Here is a 25,824-nt window from a genome sequence, read left to right as displayed (position 1 = left end):
TCCTCCGTGATAATCCTGTCATTAGGCGGCTGCTTGCGCAAAGCCCTGTTGTACCAAAGTATCCATCAGCGTTTGCCATTGGGCAGGCGTTTTGGGGTTTTGGCGCTTAAGCAGGGTATGCAGTTCTATCATATCCACTTCGCGGTAACAGGAACCCCGCGCCTGGACTTGCCGCCGGAAATCCCGCGCGGGTGGTACACCCAGAATCGCGTCGTACTGGTAATAGCGGCTATCCGTTGGGCTAAGTGACGCTTTGTTCCTGAATCCGGTGATATAAATATTAGCACCACCACCAAGCCGCAAAGGATACAGTGCAATCTTGTCCGCTGCCAGTGGTTGGTTATGAATATCCGTATTACCCATGATCGACCCGTTTAACATGCCGTTAATGGAAATCGTGTGTTGCCCACCGATGTGCAGGTGATTATTGCGAATATGCAGGTTATGGAATGCCCCATCGGTTGCAAAGATGCCTTGCAATGCACCATCAGAGTAAATCACGTTACCGGAAATACTGACGTTGCGCATGATTGCCCCGCCAAAACGGTCGATTCCATCCGCTGTACGGTCAGGAATCAATTGGAAGGCATCGCGGTGTGCCATGCGTAAGAACGGGAATACCCGGTGAGTGCGCCCGCGCTGTTGCTGATAGGCATTGATATTGTTCACCAGCTTGTCGAAGTCTTGGGCAAAACTGGCGTACACGGTGTCATCCACTGCCACTAAATCGCCAACCGTCAAATTGCCTAGGCTGTTAATTTGCATAAAATCGCGAATAAAAAACGTCTGCCCCATGCGTTTCCCGCGCAGGTTGAGTTTGGGAAAACGCCGTTGTTCCGCGTCACTGATTGGCGGCAGGCGATTGTACAGCTCTTGGGATTGGGTTTGATTGCGGATCCAGTATAAAGGGGCGCTATTGTTTTCACGGATAATCTTGTAAGCGGCGGCTTTGCTATCATTGGCGGGAATCTTGGCAGCACTGTATTTGCCTTCCAGCAATTCTTTGAGAATGGCGTTGTGTGCGTAATCTTGGTTGCCATTGGAATTGAAGGTGTCTGCCACGGTAATAATGAAATCATTCCCACTGGTGGAAGCGGCTGGTGGCGCGGGAGCGGGTGCAGGCGCAGGAGGCGCAGGAGGCGCAGGAGGCGCAGGTCTTGCTGGGGTTGGTGTTGGGGTGGGTGCAGGAGCGGGTGCAGGAGCGGGTGCGGGCCTTGTTGGAGCTGGCGTTACTGGGTTAGGCGCAGCATCCACGTTGATTGCTCGCAGCCGAGCTTGTTCGGCTTCCAGGGTTTGCAGTTCCCGCGCCCATTCGTTGATTTTTGCTGCATTGTTGACCCGCTGGTATTCCGTCAGCATTTTATTGGCGTACTGAATTTTATAGGGCAGTTCATTGAGGCGTTTGCGGATTTCTTCGGGCGTCATGCTAGGCGCGGCGGGCGGTGCGTTCAGCCAGTCGGTGAGGCGTTTGGCTTCGGCATTGTAATGATCACGCCGCTCACGCCAGACGTTTGCAGACGCTTGATTGCGGGCTTGCAAGGCTTCGCGCATTTTGGTGTCGGCGTCTTTTGCCAAATCATTCATTTCCTGAATTTTGGCTTTGACAATGGCGCGGTTGTCCGCAGCGCTGGTGATGGTTTGTGGCATGGTATCGTTCCCCAAGTGTTATCCGCCCGTCGTATTATTCGATAGACCATAGTCTCCCTCTAAAGTTAGAGGCGGGCGTAGGTTTCTATTTCTTAATTCTAGTGTGAAATAGACCACTCGTTGGAAAAAATATACCGTTTATTTGCACCAGTGCCGCGATTTTGCCCAATGTGTACAATTAAGCAGCGTGAACAATCATGCCGCGCCCATCAGAGTAATAACTGCTGGGGCTGCTGCTGGCTTTGCTGGGAACCATGTTCTGCACCAGCCCCAGGAGTTTACCGTGGCTTTTTTCAATGCAGTCAATGCCGGTGCGGACATCCTGTTTGGTGGAGCGGTTGTTCGCCACGATCAACAAAGTGCCATCGGCACGGTTTGCCAGCAATAAGGAATCAGCCATGCCCAGCACGGGAGGCGCATCAATAATCACGTAATCAAAAATTTCGCGTGATTTATCCAGCAAGGTCTGCATATTATGGCTGGAAAGCGCCTCCACTGGGTCAGGCACAGCCGGACCTGCACAAACCACGAATAATAACCGCGCACCTTTCACCCGTGCCAGCGGGCTTTCATGCGCCGCACCCGTGAGGTAATGGGTTAAACCGTGGGTATTATCCAGTTCCAAATGCTTATGTAACCTGAGTTCGGGATAAGCCATCCCTCAATTTAGATCACAACCAATGCTGATGTTTTTAAATCCAGTGCTGGTTTTTTATCTTGATAGGCATATGACACCAAGCCAGCAATGATGTTAATCATATAGTTAGTGAGTGAACGGTGGCGTGAATGCTCAATTTGTGAAATATTTTTCAACTGATCATTGATGGTTTCGATGATGCTCCGTTTACGCAACATCAGTGTATCGAACGTGTCACGCGCCACGGGTTTCATGTTTTTCTTCAGCGAGGTAATCCATTCAACCCCTTGCTCTGCCAACGATTCTGTCAATGCCTTGGAAATGTAGCCACGATCACCAAAGACTTTGCCGACCACTTTTTTCAGCAACGTGGAACGGGCTTACGGTCATCGGTATTACCCGAAGTAATGGCAAACGATAAAATATTGCCGCAGTCATCCACGACCAAATGAAGTTTGAACCCATAAAACCAGCCTGTTGACGATTTACCCCGCCCTGCGTCTTTGCGAAAGGTGTGATGACGTGGAATACGCAAATTTTCACAGACTTTCAAGGGGGTAGAGTCTATGAAGGCAATACCTCGCCCCGTTTCACAGCGTTGCTGCATAAACAGGGTTAGTGGCAAAAGAACACGCGGCATTAACTCAATAAAACGTTGATAACTAGGGAGTTGCGGGAAATGACCCTTAAGAAATACTTTGACATGACGCTCATAATACCACTTGAAAGTACGATACCCCACTTGGTGGTAATGCACCAAAATCGTCATGATTTCACTATCGCCAAGACCACTGTGGCGACGACGATGCCCGCCTTTCGGGGTCAATAACGTTTTGTTCCATTCGGGATGAAAGTCCTGACAAAAATCGTCAATGGCACAGAATAACCGTGTTAGCATCTCAGTAGCAGCCTTTGGTGGGGTCAATGTTGTGTGTGGTTACTCACATTCTCCCATGAAAGGCTGCGCCTTACCTTATCCCGAACTCAGGTTATGTACGGTGGGCTTGCGCAAATCGGCATCAATCAGCAATACCTTATTGCCAGTATTCGCCAGCATCAGCGCCAAGTTAACCGCCGTCGTGCTTTTGCCTTCCCCCGGTAACGGGCTGGTGATGTGCAGGATTTGTGGAAACTTGCCATTATTCGCCAACACCAGCGACGTTTTCAGGTAACGCAAGGCATCTACCCACACCGGGTCTGGATTGCGGCTGAGCAATTCTGCCTGCGTACCACGCCCCAAGGTTTTACTGAAAGGCAGGGAGTGCAGCACTTGGTATTTGCCACCGATTTCCTGTAAGTCAGCGGTGAGGCGTACTTTGGGTTGCAAGCTTTCACGCAACAGCACCAACAGTGAACTCAGGAATAAGCCCGACAATAATCCTAATAACCCGTATTTGGCGTAACTGGGACCATCTTTACGCGGTGGAATAATGGCTTTGTCCACCACTGCAATGCTGCCGGTCTGTGCCGTTTCCACCACATTGATTTCTTTGAGACGTTGCAGCAAACCGTCGTACAAACTGCGGGAGGTCTCGACATCGCGTTTGAGGTTGGCATAACCAATGCTGTCATCACGGAATTGCAGCAATTGCTTTTCTAAGAGCTTAATTTCGTTGCCAAGCTTACGCTCTTCCGCCAAGGCTGCTTCATACGAGGCTTTCATATTCGTCGTGGTGCTGGAACGGATATGGGCGCTTTCTGTGGCAATCAGACGTTTGCGGCTATCAATCTGTTCCTGTAACGAGAGCATGGAAGGGTAATTCGGCTTGAATAGCTCTAGGTTTGCCAAGTAAGTGCTTTCCAGTTTACCTAGCTCTTTTTTGTGTTCCTGAATCAGGGGATTTTCATCCACATTCAGCCCGCCGGAAAGCTTGCCTTTGCTGTCATATAGGCTCTGGGTTTGGATACGCTTTTCCTTCGCTGCCATGAACGACGTGCTGAGATCTTCCAGATTTTTCGCAATCAGGGATTTGTCCGAGTCCGTATCGACAATGTTTTTGTCACGCGCATAACGGATCAGTGCAGTTTCACTGGTTTGCAGTTTGGCGCGAGCTTCGTCAATTTGTTTGTCGAGAAATTGCGTGGCTTGCTCAGCCGATGCCTGACGACCACGTTGCTGCAATTGCACGAATACTTCTGTCATGCTTTGCACCACATCCCGCGCCATGATCGGATCAGCCGCCGTGAAGTGGATGTCAATAATGCGGGAGTTACGCACCGGGCTGATAGTCAGGTGTTCGAGAAAAACCTCTTCTGCCGATACGGGTGAACTATCCCCTAAAGCGTTATCACTACTAGGGAATAATTGGCGCACATCCGCGACCAAGCTTTTCATCGGATCAGTCAACCAGTAAACCGGGGCTTTAAATGCCCGCTTTTGTAGCAATGTGTTGCGAATCCCTAAGGTATCAATCACTTCTGTCGCCAAATCGCGGCTGCGCAACATTTTGTATTGGGTGTTGTAGAAAATATTTTCATCAATATAGGATGGCGGACGGGCGGTATCCACGTCATATTCGAGTAACTTGGGTGAGGTTGTTTCGATTTTGACACTGGTTTTCGCAGTGTAGGCCGGGTTAGTCAGCAATGCTAACGCTAATAGCAACGCGGTCATCAGCGCCGTTGCTAACATGATTGCCCCCATATTCTGGCGCAAGGTACTCCAGTAATGCGACAAGGGGATTTTAGGCGGCGAAGCATAAGCGCTGTAATCACGCCCTGCTACGGGTTCAGCCAGCAAAATTTGCGGGGCGTTAGGCGATTCCTGCACGGTCTTGGCAGGGTAATGAATCGAGGAAGCGTCTTTGCCTTTCATAATGGTTACATTGCCTTTCTTGACCGTAGCCGGTAGTGCTTTTTGGTAAAATTGAATGAATTGATCCGTTACCAGTGTCCAGGTGTAATGCGTCAGAACACGCTGGTATAACGTGGCGCCGACTTGTTGCACTGCCGACGGATCATCGAGAGCGGCTTGCAAGCAATCGCGTAATGCGGCGGGTTGCCCGGTCGGAAACAGAATGCCTTTGCCGCCGAGTGCTTCACTGTTTGCGTCAATATCACTGGCGATGCAACAGCAGCCGAGGCTCATCGCCTCCAGCAGGGTAATCGGTAAACCCTCCATCTGTGAGGGCAGTACGTATACAAAAGCGTTGCCGTACCATTCGGCTAAGGCTTCGCCATAAACAGCCCCGGTAAACACGATATTCGGATCGCCGTTGGCCAGCGCTTGCAATTCATCGCCATAGGGGTCTTGCGCACGTGCACTGCCCACAATCACCAGTTTGACGCGGGGTTGCACCAATTGCTGATAGGCTTGAATCAGATCGTGTACCCGTTTTTCCAAGGACAAACGCCCGACGTAGAGAATATAGCCGCCTGCTGTTACCCCATAAGCGGTTATTGTATTGACCGCAGGGGGATGCAATCGGGGCGTGATGCCGGTAGGGATATAGGTGACATCCTGATGGTACTTTTGCTGGTAATACTGCTGGAGGGTGCGCGAAACCGCCGTGGAATCATTCGCAAACCAAAACGTCAGCTTTTCTGATAGCTGGAAAAACAGTCTGGCGACCCAGTTCCATGAGTTACGTTCCCATTCATGCCCGTGGCTTTGAAATACGGTGTAACGCCCGACCAAGCGCGGCAAAAACGAAAATAAGCTAGGGCCGACAGCATGGTAATGCACCACATCAATGCCTTTCACCGAAAACTGATGCAGACTCGCGAGGATAACCAGTACCATTTTTTCAAAATATTTATGGCGTAGCGTGGGCAGCGGAATAATCCGCATCCCCTGATAATAGAAGGGTGTCGGGTGTTCCGGGGTGGTTGCCGTGTACACAATAACTTGATGCCCGGCATCGACCAACCTTCTGCCCAACTCGATGGTATAGGTCTCAACCCCGCCGATGCGGTCGATTCCTTTGATGGCGATGAATGCGATTTTCAAGGGATGCTCGTTTTTGATGGTTTCGTTAAGCTTGACAATAGGCAAAGCTGTCAGCCGCCGCCATGCAGGCGTGGACAAATGGCAGAAACCACTCGATGATGCGTCTTAATGGGTTTTCTAATAAGAAATAATAATCCCAATACCTGTAGGCATAAAATCATTGCTACGGTCAAGAGCAGCGGTGTACCCACGCTCTCCAGCATCCAACGCAATCCCCACAACACGCCCAGCAGCCCGATAACTGGCAGTAATTTGCAGATGACTACCTGAACCAAGTGCCCAAACTTACAACGCACAATACCTGCTATAACCCACAAGCGCAGTAAAGCCGTCACCATTGCTGCTACCACACCGGCAAAAATAACCCCATCCGCATCAAACCCATTAATCAGTGGCAGCAGTAAGCCCAGCTTGAGTGCGATTTCCAATAATGCCAGCGTCGCATTGGTACGTTGTCGCCCTAAGGCATTGAAATACGGTGACGTTGCCAATTGCACCGCCAGCCCCGGCAATATCAGCGTGAATAAGGTCAACGAGGTTGAAAGCGCCGCATACGTGTCGCCCACCCACAAGGTAAGAAACTGAGCGCCCAACAACCAGGTATTAAACGTGGCTAACAACGCCAACGATACCCCAATTTGCAAGGAAGTCAGCGTGGTATCCAGCGCACTCGCCAGCCGCTGTTCCCCCGCATGGCGCATAATGATGGTGTCCCAATAGCTTTGAAAACGCATTAGGATTTGCGTCAACATGTCGATGATTACCACCATAATCGCGTAAGGCGCGACCGCACTCACGCCGAGCAATACCCCAACCAACAGGTTATCGGTGCGGTATTTGAAAAACTCTGCCACCTGCGTGACTGCGGCGTATTGACTGAAACCGAGTAATTCGCGCAAATGCTGCACATCCCATGCCTGCCAATCGAGGTAAGTGCTGCGTTCACGCCAATACACGCTGCCCAGCATCAACGCAAAAAACAGCACATTGATGACCGAGGCATACACCAAAATCGTCATTAACCCGCCGCCCGCCCACAGCAATAGCGGAATCCCTACCAAGCGCAACACAATACGCACAATTTCAAACAGCCCGATTTCCACGTAGCGCACTTCTGCCCGCAAAATGCTTTGGTACAAACGCAAGGGAATGGATAGCGCGACTTCCACCAACAACAGCGTAATCACATCCGGTATGGGTTGGTAAGTGGCAGGCAATAACCCGCCATAAAGCGATAGCTGCACCACTATTGCCAGACCAACCAACACGGCAGCCAAGCCCAGTGATAGCAAAAAAGCACTGCTGAACGTGCGTCGCCATTGCTGCTTATCCTCGCTATGCATCGACAAATAGCGTGTGCACGCCAAGGCAATGCCAAAATCCAGCAACATTAAATAGCCAGTGATTGAGGTTGCCATTGCCCAAATGCCAAAATCGTTTGTCCCCAAGGCATTGAGCACAAACGGCAACAACAGCAACGCCCCAACCGCATTCAGCCCAATTGCCAGCAGGCGAATCAGGGTAGAACTGGTATAGCTATTGTGTTTAACCATCGGCAGCGGCAGCGGCATCGACCAACGCCACCAAACGCTGATCCCAGTCAAAGGTATAACGCGCCTTGCACTGGGCGGTTTTGGCTTGAATCACGCCCGCGTAACCGGGCAATTGCAGAAAACGGCTCAGCTTGTGGGTCAATTCCAGCGGATCGTGGGGGTCAAATAACAGTTCTTCGTCGGGTAAAATTTCACGAATTTCAGGAATATCACTGGCAAGACAAGGCAAACCATACCCCATTGCCTCAAGCAGGGCATTGGGCGAACCTTCGTGCAAGGTCGGCAGTAACAACAAATGGCAGCGTTGCAAAATAGCGGGAACATCATCACGCCAGCCGAGAAACTTCACCCGTTCCGTTAACCCATTGGCGGTGACGTATGCTTGCAATTCTGCCTGATAATCTCGCCCGCTGTTATCACTGCCAATCAATAAGTATTCCCAGTTTTGCGTGGGCAATTGTTGAAGTGCTTTCAAGACCAATAACTGATTTTTGCGCGGATTCAACACCGACAGCGTGGCAATTCGTATCGTGTCCTGGCGAATATTCGGCAACTGAATCGCCAGTGCTTGCGTAGCAATATTATTAGGCAAGCTTTGGGTTTTATCCTGCCCGCCGGAACGTTGATTGATGATTGCCTTCATGGTGTCGCTGGTGGTAATCACCTGATGCGAATAGCGTATTCCCAGCTTCTCCAATAGGCTATGCACCCAAATACGCGGACGGGCAAAGCGCTTTTTTGCCGCATCGAAAATATCATCCCCACGAATAAACGTGAGTGTCCGTACTTTCAAACCCCAACTGGCTAGAATCGACAAGCTGGCATAAAAAAATGAAAACATAAGGTGTTGTTGCACCTGATGTTCGCGGGTCAGGCGGCGCAATTCACGCAAGGCACGGATATAAAATTCCGGCCAATACCATAATGAAGTCGGGCGGGAGCGCATCGGTAAAATGATGGGTTGGATATTTTCGCCCTCCACCGGCAGCTTTTCCGTCGCAATATAAATGACCCGATAACCCGCCGCATCCAAGGCACGGTAAGCGCGGTATAGGCGCGTGGTAAATCCGCCTTGCTTATGCCGGTAATACGCGGACAAAATAGTAGTGGCAGTCATGAAACAAACTCAAGTGTAGACATAAATACACCCTATCATCGTATTGAATCGCTGTTGAGCACCGCCGCGAACAGTGGTAGCAGTCGCTGGAAGACTGGCACAAGCCACCCGCGCATAGCGTATACTACGCCTTCCCCTAACCAGTTAGTGACCGTCATGACTCGACAATACCGCGCTGTTTCGCTGCTTTCCGGCGGCCTTGATTCCATGCTTGCCACCAAAGCGGTGCTGGAACAAGGCATTCATGTGGAAGGCATCAACTTTTACACCGGCTTCTGCGTAGAAGGCCATACCCATGCTATCCGCAAACATCACAGCGACAAAATCAAGCGCAATAATGCCTTGTGGGTAGCCGAACAGCTTGGTATCAAACTGCACATTGTGGATATTGTGGAGGAATACAAAGATGTCGTGCTCAACCCCAAATACGGTTACGGCGCGAATATGAATCCTTGCCTTGACTGCAAAATTTTTATGGTGAAAAAAGCGCACGAGTGGATTCAGCAAAAAGGTTTCGACTTCATTATTACCGGTGAAGTGGTGGGGCAACGCCCCATGTCGCAACGCGCCAAAACCATGCCGATTATCGCCGCAGAATCCGGCGCAGAAGACTTGCTATTACGCCCATTGTCAGCGCGTAATTTGCCCCCCAGCAAACCCGAACGCGAAGGCTGGATTGACCGTGAAAAATTGTTTGGTTTCAACGGTCGTAGCCGCAAACCGCAAATGGCACTCGCCGCGCAATGGGGAATCGCCGAATACGCGCAACCGGCGGGCGGCTGTTGCTTCCTCACGGATGCTAATTACACCGACAAGTTGAAAGATTTGTGGGCGCATCGCCCCAACCGGGATTACGAACTTGATGACATTATGCTGCTGAAAATCGGACGGCATTTACGCCCACGCCCGCATTTCAAAATGATTGTGTCACGCGAGGAAGGCGAAACCAATTTCCTCGAAGGTTACAAAAACCAATTCATTTGGATCAAAACCGCCAGTCATTCCGGCCCGTTAACCTTGCTGGATGGCGACACGATTACGGATGAGGACATCCAACTAGCCGCGCAAATTTCAGCCCGTTACAGCCAAGGCAAACACGCGCCGGAAGTCGTGTGCAAATTCGCACGACCGGGGGCTGCGATTCAGGAAATCAGTGTCGCCCCGTTAACGGATTTGCCGGATGCATGGTTGCTGTGAATCAGACTTCCACTATTAATTGCTGATCACGCACCCGCAGGCTGGCATTGCCCGCCAATACGGCGGTAAACAAGTCATTCACCAAAGCACCACGCCAGTCGTCAGACAGGGTGGTACGCCCTTCCTCCAGCATTTTCTCAAGCTGTTGGCGGGTCGCAATCATTTGCGCCGAAATGCCGTTTTCGTGTGCCACCTGATTGAGCAGTGCGGTGAGCACATCGGCAACCACGCTCATCTCCGCATCCAGTTTGCGGCGACGCGGTAAGGTCGGGCATTCATTTTTGGGTACGGCTTTGCCACGTGCAATACACGCCAGCCATTCCCCCGCACCGCGTTCAATCTGTTCATCGCTCAAGCCGCGAATCTGGCGCAGTGCTGCTGGGCTATCCGGTTGCATCCGTGCCATATCCAGCAAGATTTCGTCGGACAAGATCCAACGCCGGGGAATATCTTTGAGTAACGCCCGCTGTTCACGCCATGCGGCTAATTCACGCAAAATGGCCAGTTGCTGTGGCTTGAGGATTTGCAAGCCTTTGACCCGCTCCCACACCGTCTGCGGGTCAACCGCATACGTAGCCGGATCTGCCAGTTTCTGGAACGGTTTTTCCAGCCAGCGCATCCGCCCCAACTGCTCCAGTTGTTCACGCAAGTGTAGGTAGACATCACGCAAATGGCGCACATCGTCAATGGCGTATTCCAGTTGCGCCTTTGTCAGGGGGCGGCGTGACCAATCGGTACGTGACTGCGATTTATCCAGCGACAAACCCAGCAAGGCTTCGACCAAACGTGCATACCCCAATTGGTCGCCCATGCCCAATACGGCAGCCGCGACTTGGGTATCAAACAGCGGTGCAGGTACGTTGCCCCCGCCTAAATGGTGGAAAATTTCCATATCTTGCCAGGCAGCGTGCAGGACTTTCAAACGCTGTGGCTGGTTAAGCCAGTCCAGAAACGGTTGCAAATCACTAAGCGCCAGCGGGTCAATACACGCCAAGGTGTCAGCACTGGCAATCTGGATCAAACACAAACGCGGGTAATAGGTTTTTTCCCGAATGAATTCCGTATCCAAGGTAATCCATTCGGCAGAATCCAGCCGTGCCAGCAGGTCAGTTAACTTTTCAGCATTATCAATATAATCAAACATAAGTGGTGCGCTTCAACTAAAACAGCGGAGATTGTACGGCAAACATCTGCGCAACCATACCTTGGAATACCGGCATACCCATAAAAACACAGCAATTCTGTTGGCTTTGATGCACTGCAACGTTAGTACTTAAGAATATTTACAATATCAACTACTTGTTGACATTGCCACGGTTTTTCTGCACATTGATAAAACGCAAATTTGCTGAATGATTTCGTTTTTGAAACCGCTAGTGAGGGTAGTTGCCATGCACAGTATTGCTAGGTTGTGCATGGTCTGAGCGGTCAACCCGGTCAATATGACCGGGTTTTTTTTGGCTTACTGAACCGGATTCAAAATGGACTCAATATAAGTCGTGATACTGCCCGCTGTTTTTCGCCCTGAACTGCTTAAATTTATTCCCTGAATCAGTGCCGCATTACGCAAGCCCAATAAATAACGCATCAGCAAGCGTGCGTCCTTATCAGCCTGCTGCTGTCCGTCAGCATCAATATCCATTACCTGCTGCACGGCGGCTAATTGCGTTTCCAAGGTCGTAAGGTTCAGCGTATGGCTGGTGACACCCTCCACTAATGCCGCACCGCGTACCCCTTGCAAATAACGGGCGACGATCACCCCTTCCACCAAAACGGTTGCAGGAATAGTGGCATGACGCAAGCGCAACGACGGTGGCGTTCCGCTTGCCCCTAACCAATGGCTAATGAAAGGCCAAGTGCGCTCAAAACGGCTGTACTCATCCGGCGCATCGGGGGACGTGCAGCTCGATGAACCACCCAGCAAGGAACCGTTGAGGTAATGCTTGCCGCCCTGTTCCACCCAAATACCCGACCCACTGCTCCCCGGAGCGGTAATGCCGGTGTGCCACAAAACGTTGGAAAAATCGCCATTATCATCGGGCATGACTGAATAACCACCATCGTTGAGGGCTTCTATGCGTATTCGCCATTGGAAATTGCCCATCGCGTACTTTTTCGGGCTACCCAAACCATGATGAATACCCGTGACAGCTTGGTTTTTGCTTAATGGGGTGTTCGTCCACCCCGACATTAGCACCCCAGCGGGTGGGTTCTTATTCAGCCGCACGAATGTCGTATCCAACGCTGTTTTGCTCATCAACAATTGTGCGCCACCAATGGTTTGCGTGAAGCTATTGTTAGTACCGCCACAAGTGGTGTTCGCATACAACCAAAACATATCCATTGTGCTGGCGGCTTGTTGATTATTAACGCAATGCGCGGCGGTGAAAAAATACGGTATTTGTGTATAAACATCGTTATCCGCCAATACCGTCCCGGAACACATATAACTCAAGCCATTGGTGTCGGTGAAGACATAACGCGCCACGGCTTTGCCGGTTTCCTGCCAAGCAGGGCTGGCACAGGCAATATCCTGCTGGCAACTGGCATAGTCTTCCTTAAAAATACTGTTTTTCAGTTGGCTGCTGGCAGGGTCAACCACCAAATGCGAAAGTTGCGGCAGCGCCAGTTCCACCTGTTGCGGCGTTACACCGGTGGGCAGAAAGACCTCCATGCCCAAAGTATCGCCCTCCACCGTTGGCGACCAGCTAAGGCTGTGCGCGTCGGTATAAGGTCCGAACACCTGATCCGGTTTGGCGGGAGCATAAAAACGCAGCTCCGCACCCGCCGGGAATGTTCCAAGCTGTACCTGCGCCCGTACCCGCATAGCGCCACTGGAGGTCACGCTGAAATGCGCTACCTTGCCACCACTAACCGTTGTCCACTGCCAAGTATTCAGATCTATCGCTTGACTGACGTTAGTGGGTAACTCACGTCCCACCCCGACGCGGTACGCTTTCACGCCTTGTGTATTTTGCAACAACTGAATCTCATCCGCTTGCAGCGCCGGTAAACTTACTGCATTAGACGTCAGCGCGGCGCTGCGCGTACTGGATCCGCGTGCTGCCACCGGTGGTAACACCGGCAAGCGTAATGTCACCGCTTCAGTTGCCGTTTCACCACGAAAAACTTCTGGTTCAGCGCGGCTCACCTCCGGGGTTGGTACATTCGGGTTTGCCTGCACGCTGTGCGCCAAGGCCAGTAATAAACACGTAAGAGTTAGCGTTTTCATTATCAATGACCTTATTGCGGCAAACTGCTGGGCAGCATGTAATTCATGCTATTAGTACTATTGCCTGGTGCTAATAAAATATTGCCCAATAAGGCATTCACATCATTATCCGGGCCGACGTACAGGGTTTTACCATCCAGATTCATGTCAGTTGCCCGATAGCCCGGCAACTGAAAATTGGTATGCGCTCCGGTATTTTCCGGGCTGGCAAGGATGACACCCAACACCGTGTTTTTATCGTTATTGGGGCCATCGGCAATCAACTTGAAATCCGCATTGGCATCGCCCGTTGGCAATAGCTGCACCGGGCTTTGTGAAATACGCACATCATTGCCGTAAACCGGCGTGGTGCTGTGGGTAAAATCGAGTGTGCCGGGGCTGGCAGTCAGTTTCAGTGGCGCGGCACTCATTACCCCCAAATGATTACGGTGACGCAAAGCCACATAATAATCTCCCGGTGCAACCTTAAAGCTCAGGGTAGGGCTTCCGGTCAGGGCATCGACAATATCGCCATCACGCTGCAATAACGCTGCTTGGCTGGCAAGACGGGTGTACGGCGACTGTTGAGAGCGTAATTCCACCAAAACCCAATCGACGGGGGCATCATCACCCGTGGTTGCCAGCAAGCTTGTGGTCGTGGTTTCAGTGCTTGTATGCCCCCATGCCGCGTAAGGCTGCGCCAGTGGAACCAAACCGCTTGCCCGCAAGCTATCCCGCATCCGTCCCTCGGTACTGACGTAAGCACCTTGTAACAGCCCGCGCAGTTTGAGTGTTACCGGCTCCGCGAGCGCTTCAACCGTCACTTTCATCGGGGTGCTTTGCAAAGCTAGGCCATCCGCCGTATCACTGGCACTAGTGCGGATGTACGTCGTACCGGCAAACCCCGGCAGCAGTTCAAACGCCACTTCACCCAAGGTTAACGGCAATGCATCGGCTCCCGGCCATTGCGCGGTCACATCCACCCATGCCAGCGTGAGATAGCGATCGGTACTGGCATCCGCATCCAGATTGGCGCTATCCACGCTCACTTCCCCAACTGGCTGGAGACCGTAAGCGAAAGCGTTATTCATGCCCTTGAATTGCAAGGCATTGGCATTAAAATGCACCCGTAAACCCAGCCCGGTTTCCGCACCATTATCCGGGGTTGCCACGGTGTAAACCGGCTTAAAAACGATTACACTACCGCTGCTAACAGTGATAGCCGCCGTGGAAGGCTGGATGATTTGTGTCGCGTGAATCGGCATTGCCAGACACAGCAGCAGACACGCCAAACCGATGGAATACTTCATGCTTGATGGCTATCCATGTTATTTTTTATGATTAGTGATAAATTTAGCAGAACTCTATTTACAAATAAAACTCCAATGATCTAAACGGTCTATCAAAGGGCAAATAATGAACGATTATTCTCTCACTACAGCGCCAAGCACTGATATTCTCTCCTCCGCTTTCCTGTTAGGGAACGTAGGAGCACCTTTTGTCATCGGTCTGGCAGTTGGTTATTTCGCTAAAAAAATGCTGCGCCTCGCCTTATTTCTTGGCGGAGCCGCGATTGTGTTGCTGTTCGTCACCGAGTATTACGGCATTACCGAAATGACGGATGAAAAGCTGCAAAGTGCCGCAAATGCCGCAACTGGCATGGTCAAACAATCCGGTGGTTTCCTCGTCGAACGCCTCTCGCACATCACCAGCAAGGGCGTAAGCGCAGTGGCTGGATTTTTTGTCGGTCTGAAAATCGGCTAAACCTTGTATTTTGCGGCGCTTGACTCCATATTAATATTCCTAGCTTAATCAATACTAAGGGAGATGAGTGTCATGGAAACCCGTATCGAAGTTGAAAATATCCGCTGTGGTGGTTGTGCCAATACCATTTCCAAAAAATTAATGGAAAATGAACAAATCCAGGCGGTTGATGTCGATATAGAACATCAGGTTGTCACCTTGCACAGCACGGAAGCCGTGCGTGACGTTGCGGTGCAAACGCTGTTTGGTCTTGGCTATCCAGAACGCGGTTCTGTCGAAGGCTTGGCATCCCTGAAAGAAAAAGCCCGCTCAGTCGTCAGTTGTGCGATTGGGCGGATTGACATGCCCAAAAAAGGTTAACCCCATGAAATATCCACTCATCCTGCTGACCCTGATCGGCATAGGCACCAGCCCCCTTATCCATGCAGAAGACAGTGCGCCTGAAAACAACAATGCGGCACTTACCGAACTGTGTAACACCTATGCGGAAGAAGACGGCATCAGTGCCAGCAAAAAAGCCGCTTACCTGCAAGAATGCCTGAGCAATATGAGCGATTTAACCGATAGTATGCAGGAAGACTTGCCCCTCGCTGCTGATGAAACAAGCACTGAAAGCACGGCAGCGGCGGTCCCACCGGTGAATAATAGTCCTGAACAATTGGTACAAAATGAGCTGGTCGAAACCCCGGATCCCTCTGCCGAGCAATTGAGTGCGGGAAAATAAAGCACTTATATACCATAAGTCCAATTTAATTAAAAAAATCTATTTTACTTGATAAGCTGATTAGCTAATAAATAACAATATTCGACCTATTTATCAGGTGGGCAAGCAAGATGATTGGGGTATTTGTCACCTTTTGGCGGCATCAACAAGCGCAACAAGCGCAACACACGGTTGCTAATTTACCAACTAGTGCTCAAGGATTCGTCGCCCGCGAGCGCGAACTCTTGGCGTTGGATCAAGCATGGCACGATGAAGACACCGGCTTTTTTCTACTCAATGCCTTGGGTGGTACGGGGAAAACATCGCTGCTGCAAGCTTGGCTAAGCAGGCTGGAAGCGGCTGATTGGCGTGGAGCTGACAAGGTTTATGCTTGGTCATTCCCCGATGTCACCGACGTTGCGGATGTGCCAGCATTGGTTGACGAATTCATCGGACACGCGCTGCAATGGTTCGGCAGTCATCTTACCTTGCCCACCCATCCCCTCGAGCGAGTCAACCTGTTGGCGAAACTGATTCAGCGTGAACGCACGCTAGTAGTCTTGGATAATTTCTCTACCGTGAGTTTTGATGCTGATGAAATAAGCGGGGAATTGCCAGCATTACAGACACACGCATTGGGTGTCTTCATTAATTTACTTGCAGCTTATAATCCAGGTTTATGTGTAATTGCTTCACGCCAACCATTGCCAAGCTGTGAATTGTTCCAACTGCACCTTACCCAATACACGCTGCCGGACTTCAGTGACGATGAAGGTGCTGAGTTATTGCGCCAACGCGGTGTACTGCTAGTACCTGCCACCTTGCGCAAGCTTTCCCATGATTTTTGCGGTCATGCGCTCACCCTCAACTTATTGGGGTCACACCTTGCCAATGGTGGGCGTATTGAGGAAGTGAACAGTATTTTGGCATGGCGCGATAAAGAGCGCGAAGGCTTACAAACTAGGCGGGTACTCGCCCTAATCGAGCAATGGCTGTGGAAAACCCCAGAGCTATTATTGCTCTACCTCATTACCTTATTAGACCGCCCGGTTACGCAGAAAGAATTATTCCTGCTGTTGCAAAGTCAGCGGCAACCTTGGTTTCAGCGCTGGTTAAAGCCCGATGAAACCCTGCAAGCGCTGGCACCACTGAGCAAACTCAGTATCCGCGAATTTTCCCGCGTGCAACGCCGCCTGTACCACTTGCAATTGATTACTGCTGCCCCCGATACTGGCGCGTTGGATGTGCACAGCCTGTTACGCACGTATTTCCGTGAACGGGTACGCGCCAGATTCCCCGGCATCCCCGAACGCCTGCAAAGTTTGTTGGAAAAATGCACGCAAACACTGGCGACGGTACTGCCGCCTGACACCGCAACCTTACCCGGTAGCCAGATTAAATATTTGGCATTAGGGCATTCCGACTTGCAGGCAGCCGTGACAGCCACCCGTTCCCTCGGTGTCAAACTGGAAAAATCCGCCGTACAAAAGCATTGGTATCGTGCCTCGATCATTGCGAATCATTTGTGTGAACACCATTTGATTCTCGGCAATCTATCCGCCGCGATGTATTGCGCCCGACGCGGGGTGGCGTATGCGGAACTCAGCCACGACCAACCCAGTATGGCGCAAAACATGAAATTGCTGACACGCCTGTTACGCTTAACCGGTGGAGTCCGTGAAGCCGCATTCCTGTTGCAACGCGCCCGCCATATGGCGGGTATACAGCCCACGGTCAAACGCCTGAGTGCCTGACTGAACTTTCTGCCAGAAATGCGGACTTAATGGCAGACGGGCTGCTTGACAAGTGCGGGTGATTTGCTACCGTGTAGCCCATAAGAACGTTTTACAGGCATTGGGGAAATGCAAATGACCAGGATCTTTATCCGGGACGAATACCATTGTGGGCAGCGCGATACTGAGGCAGAAGACTACGTTAAGCAGTTTGCAACGCCCGTACTCTTTGGGCGCACTCACGAAATTGGCTTGCTCAATCAGGCGTGGGTCGACAGCCAGTCACACCTATTTTTGCTGCATGGCGCAATCGGGCTTGGCAAAACTGCGCTGATACATAAATGGCTACACACGCTGCAAAAGAAGCACTGGCATGATGCCGAAACGGTATTTCTTTGGTCATTTTACCCCCCCGACCTTACTCGCCCGTTAGAAGATCCAGTCGAGGAGTTTTTCCGCTACGCCCTGCACTGGTTTGGTGGGGAAGCTGCCACCCGTTGCCCCAATTTATTACAGGGTGAGTATTTGGCTAAACTGGTGAATGCGCACCATACCCTGTTGATTCTGGATGGCTTGGAAACCCTGCAATACACCAAAGGCAGTGCCGCTAACCAAGTCGGCGACCCGCGCCTGAACGTGTTACTGGAACGCCTCGCTGCCCAAAATGCAGGTCTGTGCGTCGTCATTAGCCGCGAACCGTTGGAGGGTAATTTCGATGAGACCGGTGTAAAACATCACGCACTGGAAAAATTATCCGTGGATGCTGCCGCCGAATGTTTAAGCTACAAAGGCGTGCAGGCGGATACCGACAAATTGCGGCAAATTGCCGTTGATTACGGGCAAAATCCGCTGACCTTGAATTTGCTGGGTGGCTATCTGAGCGTCTGGCACGCGGGCGATTGGCAACGCATGGATCAAATCCCCGTCTTGATGGATCAGCAAGCCGACGGTCGCCAAGCCCGCCGTATTCTGGTCGCCAACGCCACGGAATTGCACGGCAAACCCACCGAAGCTATCCTCTATTTACTGAGCCTATTGTACCGCCCGGTTCACTGGGACACGCTGGAAGCGTTACTCAGCAGGGAACGCAATTGGTCACTGCCCCCAATCTTCAAGCGCCCGCCGCAAGATAATTACGCCAGCCTGATCGCAGGTTTCCTCCGCCTGAGCCAACGCAAGCGTTACCAAGCCATTCTGCAATTGCGTGAATTGGGTTTGCTGGAACTTTCTGGTCGGTGTTTCTGGCTGCCGCTGTGGGTGAGGGAAGCTTACCAGCGCCAATTCAAATACGACTGGCCGGTGGCGTGGAAACAAACGAATGTGCACCTGATGCAATACCATGCGGCACTCCCGCCTGAGACCGATGCGCTGACAGGCATTATCCCGCTGACAGTCACGCAAAAATCGGTCAAAGTCACCGGGCCGTTCGGGAAATTAATCACCCCAACGCCTATAAGCGCACCTGAACCGGCAATCATTCCCGAACCCGTGGCAGTGGCAGAAATGGCGGTAGAAACTAAAGAGCCAGCACCTGAATTCACCGAAGCCAACGTGTATACGCCGCATATTGATTTGGCATGGCTCAATAGCCTAAGCCCGGCACTTACCGCCACCTTGGCAAACACCCGCAGTGCCACAGCAATCGACGATATTGTCGAATCAAGCAGTGCGCTTACCGCAGCAGATACCGTGATTGAGGTGTCGTCTGAACCGATAGTTGAACCCATCCCCGCCCCCGCCCCTGAACCGGTCGTTGAAATCGTATCCGAAACGGTGGTTGAACCCGCCCCCGAACCCTCAAAAACGCCAGTCACCACGCTACAACGTGCTGATATTGATAATATGCTTGAGCTGATGGCGCAACTCAAACACTATCAAAACGCCTTGCACACCTTGCAAATTCGTACCCAAAAGTACCAAAAGCACGTCAGGCAGTTTGACAGGGAGGTGCGGTCTGTAAAAGTGAAAGGGGCTGCTTGATTAATTACAACCAATGGTCGATGAGACTGAAACCTTACCGTTCTGGGAGGTGTTCCTCTGACGGTAAATAAATTGCTTCTGTTTACACCATATTTATCAGGCGCATGACATTATTCAGTGGCGCGTTCACTTAGACTCTGAACCGTATGTTGTACAAAAGCAAAACCTTCTACTCCGAGAGGTTTTGCTGAATGGCGACAGGTTTCTCCAACCTGCCGCCATTATTTTTTCCTTTTCTGTATTTTTTCTTGTGACTTGATGTTTAAGTTCCAACCAATCACGAAGGTTTTTGAAGCCACCTCGCTGCCTTGTTTACACCTTTTTTACATGCCTGATGACATCATTACGATGATCGACAAGTTTCATTCAAGAGAGGGAAATTTTGTCGGTGTGATAGTGAAATACGTCTACCCAACATCAAATTGTCGACAATTTTAATAAGTCACCCCTGTTACGGGTCAGTTTTGCGTAATCAAACACCACAGTTAAGACGTGTTTTCGAGGAGTTTTTGTCAATAAACGGAGGAGTCATAAGCTATGGCGTCAAATATAAACTGGGCCGCGATCGATAACGACCCGCGCTTTCAGGCTTTGCACAAGAAGAAAACAACCTTCTTGTGGAGTCTGATGATTATTTCAACTGTCTATTATTTCTTACTGCCAATTGGGGCGGCTTACTATCCTGAACTGTTCAAAATCAAGGTTTGGGGACCAATGAACGTCGGCATCTTGTTTGCCTTGTCGGAGTTCGTGGTGGCATGGACGATTGCGGCTGTTTATGCACGTCGTGCTAACCGTCAGTTCGATGCGATGGCGGCAGAAATCGTTCGTGACTCAAATTTGATCAAGTAAGGAGAGACGCATGAAGAAAACTTTTTGGACGGGTTCTATAACCCTGTTATTAGCATTGTTGGCAAGCCAGGCTGCTTTTGCAGCAGACGGTGGCGCGGTTGCCGACGAATTCAAATGGCTGACTTTCCTGGTCTTCGGTCTGATTATTGGTATGACCATGTACGTGACGTACCGTGCAGCCAAGCAAACCTCTTCAGCGGCTGACTTTTATGCGGCGGGTCGTTCTGTTACTGGTATCCAAAACGGTTGGGCGATTGCAGGTGATTACCTGTCTGCGGCGTCTTTCCTCGGTATTGCTGGTCTAATCTCTCTGTACGGTTATGATGGTTTCATGTACTCCGTAGGCTGGTTGGTGGCGTATATCACCGTTTTATTGGTGATTGCTGAACCCTGCCGGAACATCGGTAAGTACACCTTGGGTGACATCTTGGCTTTCCGTAACAACCCGAAAGCAGCCAAGACAGTCGCGGCAATTTCAACCGTAACGGTTTCCACGTTCTACCTGACGGCTCAAATGGTAGGTGGCGGCGTTCTGGTTAAAACCCTGATCGGTATTGACTATGAAATTTCCGTTATTGCGGTCGGTATCCTGATGCTGACTTATGTCGTATTCGGCGGTATGAAAGCGACAACTTGGGTACAAATCATCAAGGCAATCTTGCTGGTAACAGCTTCTATCCTGCTGGTGCTGTTCACTTGGGGTCAATACGGTTTCTCGATGCCCGGCTTCCTGCAAGCGGCGGTCGATAACCCAGACATTCAAAATCAAGTGGCTAAGCTGATCGGTGATGCAGCAACTAACATGACACCGGCTGAACTGGGTCAACGCTTCCTCGAACCAGGGCTGTACTTGAAAAACCCGATTGACCAAATCTCGTTGGGTATGGCGTTGGTATTGGGTACGGCAGGTATGCCACACATCCTGATGCGCTTCTTCACTGTACCAACTGCACAAGATGCACGGACTTCCGTTATCTGGGCAATGGCTATCATCGGTGGTTTCTACGTTCTGACCCTGTTCCTGGGCTTGGGCGCTGCGATGAATGTAACCCCTGCTTCCATCATGGCGTTGGATAAAGGCGGTAACATGGCAGCACCGTTGTTGGCACAGTACGTCGGTGGTGGCGCTGATTCCATGCTGGGTAACTTGTTCCTCGCCTTCGTATCCGCTGTTGCGTTCGCGACTATCGTGGCGGTTGTTGCAGGTTTGGTATTGGCTTCAGCCTCTGCGATGTCTCATGACTTGTATGTGGGGGTATTCCGTGGTGAACGCGCTACTGCGAAAGAACAAATCACGGCGGCGCGTATTGCTACTGTGATCGTGGGCGCATTGGCAATCTACGTCGGTATCGCCGCAAAAGGTCAAAACGTGGCGCACTTGGTGGCATTGGCGTTTGCGGTGGCGGCTTCCTCTAACTTACCCGCCGTCTTCCTGACCTTGTACTGGAAGAAAACCAATACCTACGGTATCGTTGCCGGGATGTTGGTGGGTGCAGGGACGGCGATCTTATTGGTAATGCTGTCACCCAACATGACTTACCCATTGGCAAAAATTGCTGATGCACAGAAAGTGCTGGATGGTACTCCAGCGACAGCAGCAAAAGAAGCCGCGCCAGCGCAATGGAGCTTCTCGTGCGAATTGTTCGCCAGCGCTGATTGCAAGAAAGAAGTGAAGGCGTCTCCAGAAAAACCGGCTGTTCCGGGTGCGAAAGAGAAGTTAGCAAAAGCGCAAGCAGATCTGGCAACCTTGACTGACGAAGCAGCTAAAACTGCCAAGTCCAAAGAAATTGCGGGTCTGGAAAAATCCATTACAGCGGCTGAAGCAGATCTGAAGAAATTTGAAGGTCAAACCACCAGCATGATGGGCTTGGAAAAACCGTGGTTTATGCTGAAAAACCCCGGTTTACTCTCCATTATCTTGGGCTTCTTGGTCACTATTCTGGTTTCACTGTTCACGCGGGATCGCCGTGCTGAGGAGATGTGGGACGAGCTGTATGTGCGTCAAAATACTGGTATCAACGCTGAAGGTGCGCAAGCACACTAAGCCGAGGTTGTTACCTTAAGTGAAAAACCCCCGCCCAGTACGGGGGTTTTTCTTGCCTGCAACACTATCGCGGGTAATAGTGCCCGCTTTGATTGAGTGTCACGAGAAACAAGCCATGTCCAACGACAGCCTGTGGTTTTCCCGTTTAAATCTGGACAATCCTTACGGGATTGAATCTTATGTATTAGCTATCCTGCTGGCGATATTGGTTAGCGTGGTGTCTTACCCCTTGGTCAATGTGCTGGACATTGCCAACATCATTATGTTGTTTTTGCTGGAAGTGTTTCTGTGTGCGTTATGGCTGGGGCAAGGCCCTTCTTTGGTCGCAGCACTCGCGTCAGTGCTCCTGTTCGATTTTTTCTTCGTGCCGCCACAGTTTGCGTTATTAACCACCAGTGTGGAACACATTGTCACCTTGATTGTGATGCTGTTGATTGCCCTACTGACGGGACAAATAACGGCAACCTTATTGGCAAAAAATCAGGCGTTCCATCTCAGTGAAGAATTAACCAACTCGTTGTACCGCATGGCACGGGAATTGGCGGGCGCAGTCGACAAACCCCAAGTGGAAACGATTGCGGAACATTATCCACACAATCCGGTAACGGAATCCCTGTTGGAAATTGCGCGTGAACGCCTGCATTATGCCGATATAGCGCAAGTAAACCGCCTGCAAGTAGAGTCAGAACGCTTACGCGCCTCTATTCTTTCATCCCTTTCTCACGATTTACGTACACCCTTAACCGCCTTGGTCGGCTTAACGGAAACACTGAAAGCCGGTGGTAAGCAACTTTCTCAACCTGTTCAGCAAGAAATGTTGGAAGCGGTTCATGAACAATCCGTGCATTTAGCGGATATGGTAACGAATTTGCTGGATCTGGCGCGTTTATCTGCCGGTAAACTTAGCCTACGCACCGAATGGCATTCTATGCTTGAAGTGGTTGGTTCTGCGTTACGCTTACTGAACTCTTTATTGCCACCCGAACGGGTGCAAATCAACATTCCCGCTAACTTTCCATTACTGCTATTTGACGCAGTGCTGATCGAAAGAGTCGTCGGTAATTTATTGGAAAATGCAGCTAAACATACACCCACTAATACTTTGATCAGCATCCATGCCCACATTGTTGAGGATCATGCCGAGATTTGCATTGCCGATCACGGTGCGGGCTTTCCGCCCCAAATGCTACTCGCGGCGGATGCACGACCTCCCACTACAGGGTTGGGATTAGTGATTTGTGAAGCGATTATTAAAGCGCATCAAGGTAGCTTGCACTTAGAACAACACGCCAGCGGCGGTGCGTGTATTCGCTTTACCCTGCCCCTAGGCATCCCCCCAGTGTTAGAAAACGACCCTGAAGAGGAATTCCCCGATTATGGACAATAATACGATTTTGATCGTTGAAGACGAGCTTCGCATTCGCCAATTCCTGCGCCCCGCACTGGAGTCTGAAGGCTGTAAAGTCTTTGAAGCAACAACGGTAGCCAGCGGCTTGGCGATGTCGGGGGATGTAAAACCCGGTTTAATTATTTTGGATTTGGGGCTACCGGACGCTGATGGTATCGACTTTATTCTCACATTCCGTACTTGGTCAGACACCCCGATTTTGGTGTTATCCGCCCGCAATGGAGAAACCGATAAAGTCTCGGCCTTGGATGTGGGAGCCGATGACTACCTCGCCAAACCGTTTGGCATCGCCGAATTATTGGCACGCTTACGGGTGCTCAGGCGACGCAAGGATAGCCGACCGCTGAATGATAATGCCGTGATTCAGTTTGGTGAAATCATGGTGGATCGCTCGCGACGTTACATCACCCGCAATGAGGAAATGGTGCACCTCACCCCGCGTGAATACCATTTATTAACAGTTCTACTCGCCCAACCCGATAAGGTGTTAACACAGCGGCAATTACTGCGGGAAGTGTGGGGAGCGGGACATTCTGAAGATGGTCATTACTTGCGCATTTACATTGGTCGTTTGCGACAAAAGTTAGAGGTGAACCCTGCCCAACCGCGTCACCTGTTAACCGAGACAGGTATTGGCTACCGTTTCACCCTGTAAAAATTTGCGAATTATCAAATTTTTTACAACCTGTTTACATACGATTGTCCTACAATCCTGCTTTTATTATTGCAGCGCACAATTGTAAGTTATGGAATCATCAGAATCTATTGAAATCGCCAAACAAGCATTGTTGACATTTGGCCTGATTCTCGCCATTGGCTCATTCTTGGGAATCACCGCCAAAAAGTTAAAAACGCCTGACGTAGCTATCTTTTTATTAGCAGGCATGGTGTTAGGGCCGGAGGTCATGGGCGTGATTGACATCAAAGCCAACTCAGTCGCTAATCAGCTTATTTTGATCTTTGGCTCGTGCTACATTCTGTTCGATGGCGGAGCATCCCTCAAGTTGAAAGTGTTGAAAGAAGTGTGGCTTACAGTCGTGATTCTCTCAACCTTGGGGGTCTTGATTTCGATGTTTGTCACGGGCGTAGCGGCTTACTGGATATTGGGAATACCGTTTATTATTGCCTTGCTGTTGGGGGCTACCATCGCTTCAACTGACCCCGCGACTCTCGTGCCCGTATTTCAGCAAGTTAAAATCCGTGAGCGCGTCGCACAAGCGGTAATGAGTGAATCCGCCTTCAACGATGCGATGGGCGCGATTGCAACGTTTACGGTGTTAGGCATTGCTGCCGGTCACGCCGAATTTTCTCTATTTGGCTCGATGGGTGAATTGCTCTGGCAGGCGTGTTTGGGCATCTTTGTTGGCGGTATTTTAGGATATTTGGCAGCGGTATTAATCGCCCACGAAAAATTCAGCTTCCTGCTGGAATACGCACCGCTGGTAACGTTAATGGCTGTTATTGGTGCGTATATGGGGGCAGATGGTGCTCACGCATCAGGCTTTATGGCGGTATTTACGTTTGGAATTATTTTAGGCAATAAGGATATGTTCGGCTTTGAAATGCGTGAACGTGAAGCAGAGCGCATGGAAGATTACATTACCACCACTGCATTGATCATGCGTATGTTCATCTTTATTTTGCTGGGTTCACAAGTCAATTTCGCCTTAATGAATGAATACCTGATCGGCGGCGTTATTGTGGTGCTTATCTTTATGTTTATTGGTCGTCCACTGACTGTATTTGCGTGTGCCGCTCTTGACCCGAAAGCCAATTGGACGCGCAATGAGTTGTTATTCATGTGCTGGACACGCGAAACCGGCGTTATTCCGGGGGCATTAGCGGGGATGCTGGTTGGGATGAAAGCACCCGGAGCCGATGTCGTCGCCTCCGTCACATTTATTGCCATTCTAATGACCATCTTGATTCAAGCGACGACAACGAAATGGGTCGCACAAAAGTTGGACTTGCTAGAAAGCAGCTAAACTCCATGCGTCATACTGCACTGGCTGTAATGGTCAGTGCGGTA

General features: G+C 50.7%; 19 protein-coding genes and 1 pseudogene. 11 read left to right on the top strand and 9 right to left on the bottom strand.

The window, feature by feature from the left end:
- Positions 1 to 21: 21 nt before the first annotated feature.
- The 6 genes and pseudogenes from L2Y54_RS03530 to L2Y54_RS03505 form a co-directional block, all read right to left on the bottom strand.
- Positions 22 to 1,647, bottom strand: coding sequence for a coiled-coil domain-containing protein (locus L2Y54_RS03530; protein WP_236499857.1), 1,626 nt, complete (start codon positions 1,645 to 1,647; stop codon positions 22 to 24).
- A gap of 178 nt (positions 1,648 to 1,825) precedes the next feature.
- Positions 1,826 to 2,272: a tyrosine-protein kinase family protein gene (locus tag L2Y54_RS03525; RefSeq protein ID WP_236499856.1), complete on the bottom strand. Its 447-nt coding sequence runs from the start codon at positions 2,270 to 2,272 to the stop codon at positions 1,826 to 1,828.
- 41 nt (positions 2,273 to 2,313) lie between these two features.
- Positions 2,314 to 3,182: pseudogene (locus tag L2Y54_RS03520) on the bottom strand (IS982 family transposase).
- A gap of 75 nt (positions 3,183 to 3,257) precedes the next feature.
- Positions 3,258 to 6,233 carry a glycosyltransferase gene (locus L2Y54_RS03515; RefSeq protein ID WP_236499855.1) on the bottom strand — a complete coding sequence of 992 codons (2,976 nt, stop codon included), beginning with the start codon at positions 6,231 to 6,233 and terminating at the stop codon, positions 3,258 to 3,260.
- A gap of 50 nt (positions 6,234 to 6,283) precedes the next feature.
- Entirely contained in the window at positions 6,284 to 7,804 is a 1,521-nt protein-coding gene (locus tag L2Y54_RS03510) for a lipopolysaccharide biosynthesis protein (RefSeq protein WP_236499854.1), read from the bottom strand.
- Entirely contained in the window at positions 7,779 to 8,903 is a 1,125-nt protein-coding gene (locus tag L2Y54_RS03505; protein ID WP_236499853.1) for a glycosyltransferase family 4 protein, read from the bottom strand. The genes L2Y54_RS03510 and L2Y54_RS03505 overlap by 26 nt, the downstream gene beginning before the upstream one ends.
- A 156-nt stretch (positions 8,904 to 9,059) precedes the next feature.
- On the opposite strand from L2Y54_RS03505, the gene L2Y54_RS03500 reads away from it, so the two are divergent.
- Positions 9,060 to 10,100 (top strand): tRNA (5-methylaminomethyl-2-thiouridylate)-methyltransferase, encoded by a 1,041-nt coding sequence (locus L2Y54_RS03500; RefSeq protein WP_236501990.1) that lies wholly within the window; start codon positions 9,060 to 9,062, stop codon positions 10,098 to 10,100.
- A 1-nt stretch (position 10,101) separates the two neighbouring features.
- On the opposite strand, the gene rnd is transcribed toward L2Y54_RS03500, so the two are convergent.
- The 3 genes from rnd to L2Y54_RS03485 form a co-directional block, all read right to left on the bottom strand.
- Entirely contained in the window at positions 10,102 to 11,244 is a 1,143-nt protein-coding gene (rnd, locus tag L2Y54_RS03495; RefSeq protein ID WP_236499852.1) for a ribonuclease D, read from the bottom strand.
- Positions 11,245 to 11,562: 318 nt separating this feature from the next.
- Positions 11,563 to 13,332 (bottom strand): trypsin-like serine peptidase, encoded by a 1,770-nt coding sequence (locus tag L2Y54_RS03490; RefSeq protein WP_236499851.1) that lies wholly within the window; start codon positions 13,330 to 13,332, stop codon positions 11,563 to 11,565.
- An 11-nt stretch (positions 13,333 to 13,343) separates the two neighbouring features.
- A complete protein-coding gene (locus L2Y54_RS03485) occupies positions 13,344 to 14,621 on the bottom strand; it encodes a hypothetical protein (protein WP_236499850.1) in 1,278 nt (425 codons plus the stop codon).
- A gap of 106 nt (positions 14,622 to 14,727) precedes the next feature.
- On the opposite strand from L2Y54_RS03485, the gene L2Y54_RS03480 reads away from it, so the two are divergent.
- The 10 genes from L2Y54_RS03480 to L2Y54_RS03435 all read left to right on the top strand — a co-directional run bounded on the left by L2Y54_RS03480 (position 14,728) and on the right by L2Y54_RS03435 (position 25,780).
- Positions 14,728 to 15,075 carry an FUN14 domain-containing protein gene (locus L2Y54_RS03480; RefSeq protein WP_236499848.1) on the top strand — a complete coding sequence of 116 codons (348 nt, stop codon included), beginning with the start codon at positions 14,728 to 14,730 and terminating at the stop codon, positions 15,073 to 15,075.
- A gap of 72 nt (positions 15,076 to 15,147) precedes the next feature.
- Positions 15,148 to 15,435: a heavy-metal-associated domain-containing protein gene (locus L2Y54_RS03475; RefSeq protein WP_236499847.1), complete on the top strand. Its 288-nt coding sequence runs from the start codon at positions 15,148 to 15,150 to the stop codon at positions 15,433 to 15,435.
- Positions 15,436 to 15,439: 4 nt separating this feature from the next.
- Positions 15,440 to 15,799 (top strand): hypothetical protein, encoded by a 360-nt coding sequence (locus L2Y54_RS03470; protein ID WP_236499846.1) that lies wholly within the window; start codon positions 15,440 to 15,442, stop codon positions 15,797 to 15,799.
- A 110-nt stretch (positions 15,800 to 15,909) separates the two neighbouring features.
- Positions 15,910 to 17,532, top strand: coding sequence for a hypothetical protein (locus L2Y54_RS03465; protein WP_236499845.1), 1,623 nt, complete (start codon positions 15,910 to 15,912; stop codon positions 17,530 to 17,532).
- Between the two features lie 114 nt (positions 17,533 to 17,646).
- Positions 17,647 to 19,491: an ATP-binding protein gene (locus L2Y54_RS03460; RefSeq protein ID WP_236499844.1), complete on the top strand. Its 1,845-nt coding sequence runs from the start codon at positions 17,647 to 17,649 to the stop codon at positions 19,489 to 19,491.
- 537 nt (positions 19,492 to 20,028) lie between these two features.
- A complete protein-coding gene (locus L2Y54_RS03455; protein WP_236499843.1) occupies positions 20,029 to 20,343 on the top strand; it encodes a DUF485 domain-containing protein in 315 nt (104 codons plus the stop codon).
- A gap of 10 nt (positions 20,344 to 20,353) precedes the next feature.
- Positions 20,354 to 22,387 carry a solute symporter family protein gene (locus L2Y54_RS03450; RefSeq protein WP_236499842.1) on the top strand — a complete coding sequence of 678 codons (2,034 nt, stop codon included), beginning with the start codon at positions 20,354 to 20,356 and terminating at the stop codon, positions 22,385 to 22,387.
- Between the two features lie 115 nt (positions 22,388 to 22,502).
- On the top strand, positions 22,503 to 23,774 hold the full coding sequence (locus L2Y54_RS03445; RefSeq protein ID WP_236499841.1) for a DUF4118 domain-containing protein: 1,272 nt from the start codon (positions 22,503 to 22,505) through the stop codon (positions 23,772 to 23,774).
- Complete coding sequence (locus L2Y54_RS03440) at positions 23,764 to 24,450, top strand: response regulator (RefSeq protein ID WP_236499840.1); 687 nt, start codon at positions 23,764 to 23,766, stop codon at positions 24,448 to 24,450. Before L2Y54_RS03445 ends, L2Y54_RS03440 begins: the two co-directional genes overlap by 11 nt.
- Positions 24,451 to 24,541: 91 nt before the next feature.
- Positions 24,542 to 25,780 (top strand): cation:proton antiporter, encoded by a 1,239-nt coding sequence (locus tag L2Y54_RS03435; protein WP_236499839.1) that lies wholly within the window; start codon positions 24,542 to 24,544, stop codon positions 25,778 to 25,780.
- The last annotated feature ends 44 nt before the right edge of the window (positions 25,781 to 25,824 follow it).

Origin of the sequence: Thiothrix winogradskyi (assembly GCF_021650935.1) — a bacterium.
GTDB lineage: Bacteria > Pseudomonadota > Gammaproteobacteria > Thiotrichales > Thiotrichaceae > Thiothrix > Thiothrix winogradskyi.
This window is presented reverse-complemented; position numbering and strand designations above follow the sequence as displayed.

Coding starts and splice junctions, on each gene's coding strand:
- L2Y54_RS03455 (WP_236499843.1), top strand. CDS start 20,029: ATGGCGTCAAATATAAACTGGGCCGCGATCGATAACGACCCGCGCTTT.
- L2Y54_RS03505 (WP_236499853.1), bottom strand. CDS start 8,903: ATGACTGCCACTACTATTTTGTCCGCGTATTACCGGCATAAGCAAGGC.
- L2Y54_RS03470 (WP_236499846.1), top strand. CDS start 15,440: ATGAAATATCCACTCATCCTGCTGACCCTGATCGGCATAGGCACCAGC.
- L2Y54_RS03500 (WP_236501990.1), top strand. CDS start 9,060: ATGACTCGACAATACCGCGCTGTTTCGCTGCTTTCCGGCGGCCTTGAT.
- rnd (WP_236499852.1), bottom strand. CDS start 11,244: ATGTTTGATTATATTGATAATGCTGAAAAGTTAACTGACCTGCTGGCA.
- L2Y54_RS03485 (WP_236499850.1), bottom strand. CDS start 14,621: ATGAAGTATTCCATCGGTTTGGCGTGTCTGCTGCTGTGTCTGGCAATG.
- L2Y54_RS03450 (WP_236499842.1), top strand. CDS start 20,354: ATGAAGAAAACTTTTTGGACGGGTTCTATAACCCTGTTATTAGCATTG.
- L2Y54_RS03530 (WP_236499857.1), bottom strand. CDS start 1,647: ATGCCACAAACCATCACCAGCGCTGCGGACAACCGCGCCATTGTCAAA.
- L2Y54_RS03445 (WP_236499841.1), top strand. CDS start 22,503: ATGTCCAACGACAGCCTGTGGTTTTCCCGTTTAAATCTGGACAATCCT.
- L2Y54_RS03440 (WP_236499840.1), top strand. CDS start 23,764: ATGGACAATAATACGATTTTGATCGTTGAAGACGAGCTTCGCATTCGC.
- L2Y54_RS03460 (WP_236499844.1), top strand. CDS start 17,647: ATGACCAGGATCTTTATCCGGGACGAATACCATTGTGGGCAGCGCGAT.
- L2Y54_RS03475 (WP_236499847.1), top strand. CDS start 15,148: ATGGAAACCCGTATCGAAGTTGAAAATATCCGCTGTGGTGGTTGTGCC.
- L2Y54_RS03480 (WP_236499848.1), top strand. CDS start 14,728: ATGAACGATTATTCTCTCACTACAGCGCCAAGCACTGATATTCTCTCC.
- L2Y54_RS03435 (WP_236499839.1), top strand. CDS start 24,542: ATGGAATCATCAGAATCTATTGAAATCGCCAAACAAGCATTGTTGACA.
- L2Y54_RS03465 (WP_236499845.1), top strand. CDS start 15,910: ATGATTGGGGTATTTGTCACCTTTTGGCGGCATCAACAAGCGCAACAA.
- L2Y54_RS03490 (WP_236499851.1), bottom strand. CDS start 13,332: ATGAAAACGCTAACTCTTACGTGTTTATTACTGGCCTTGGCGCACAGC.
- L2Y54_RS03510 (WP_236499854.1), bottom strand. CDS start 7,804: ATGCCGCTGCCGCTGCCGATGGTTAAACACAATAGCTATACCAGTTCT.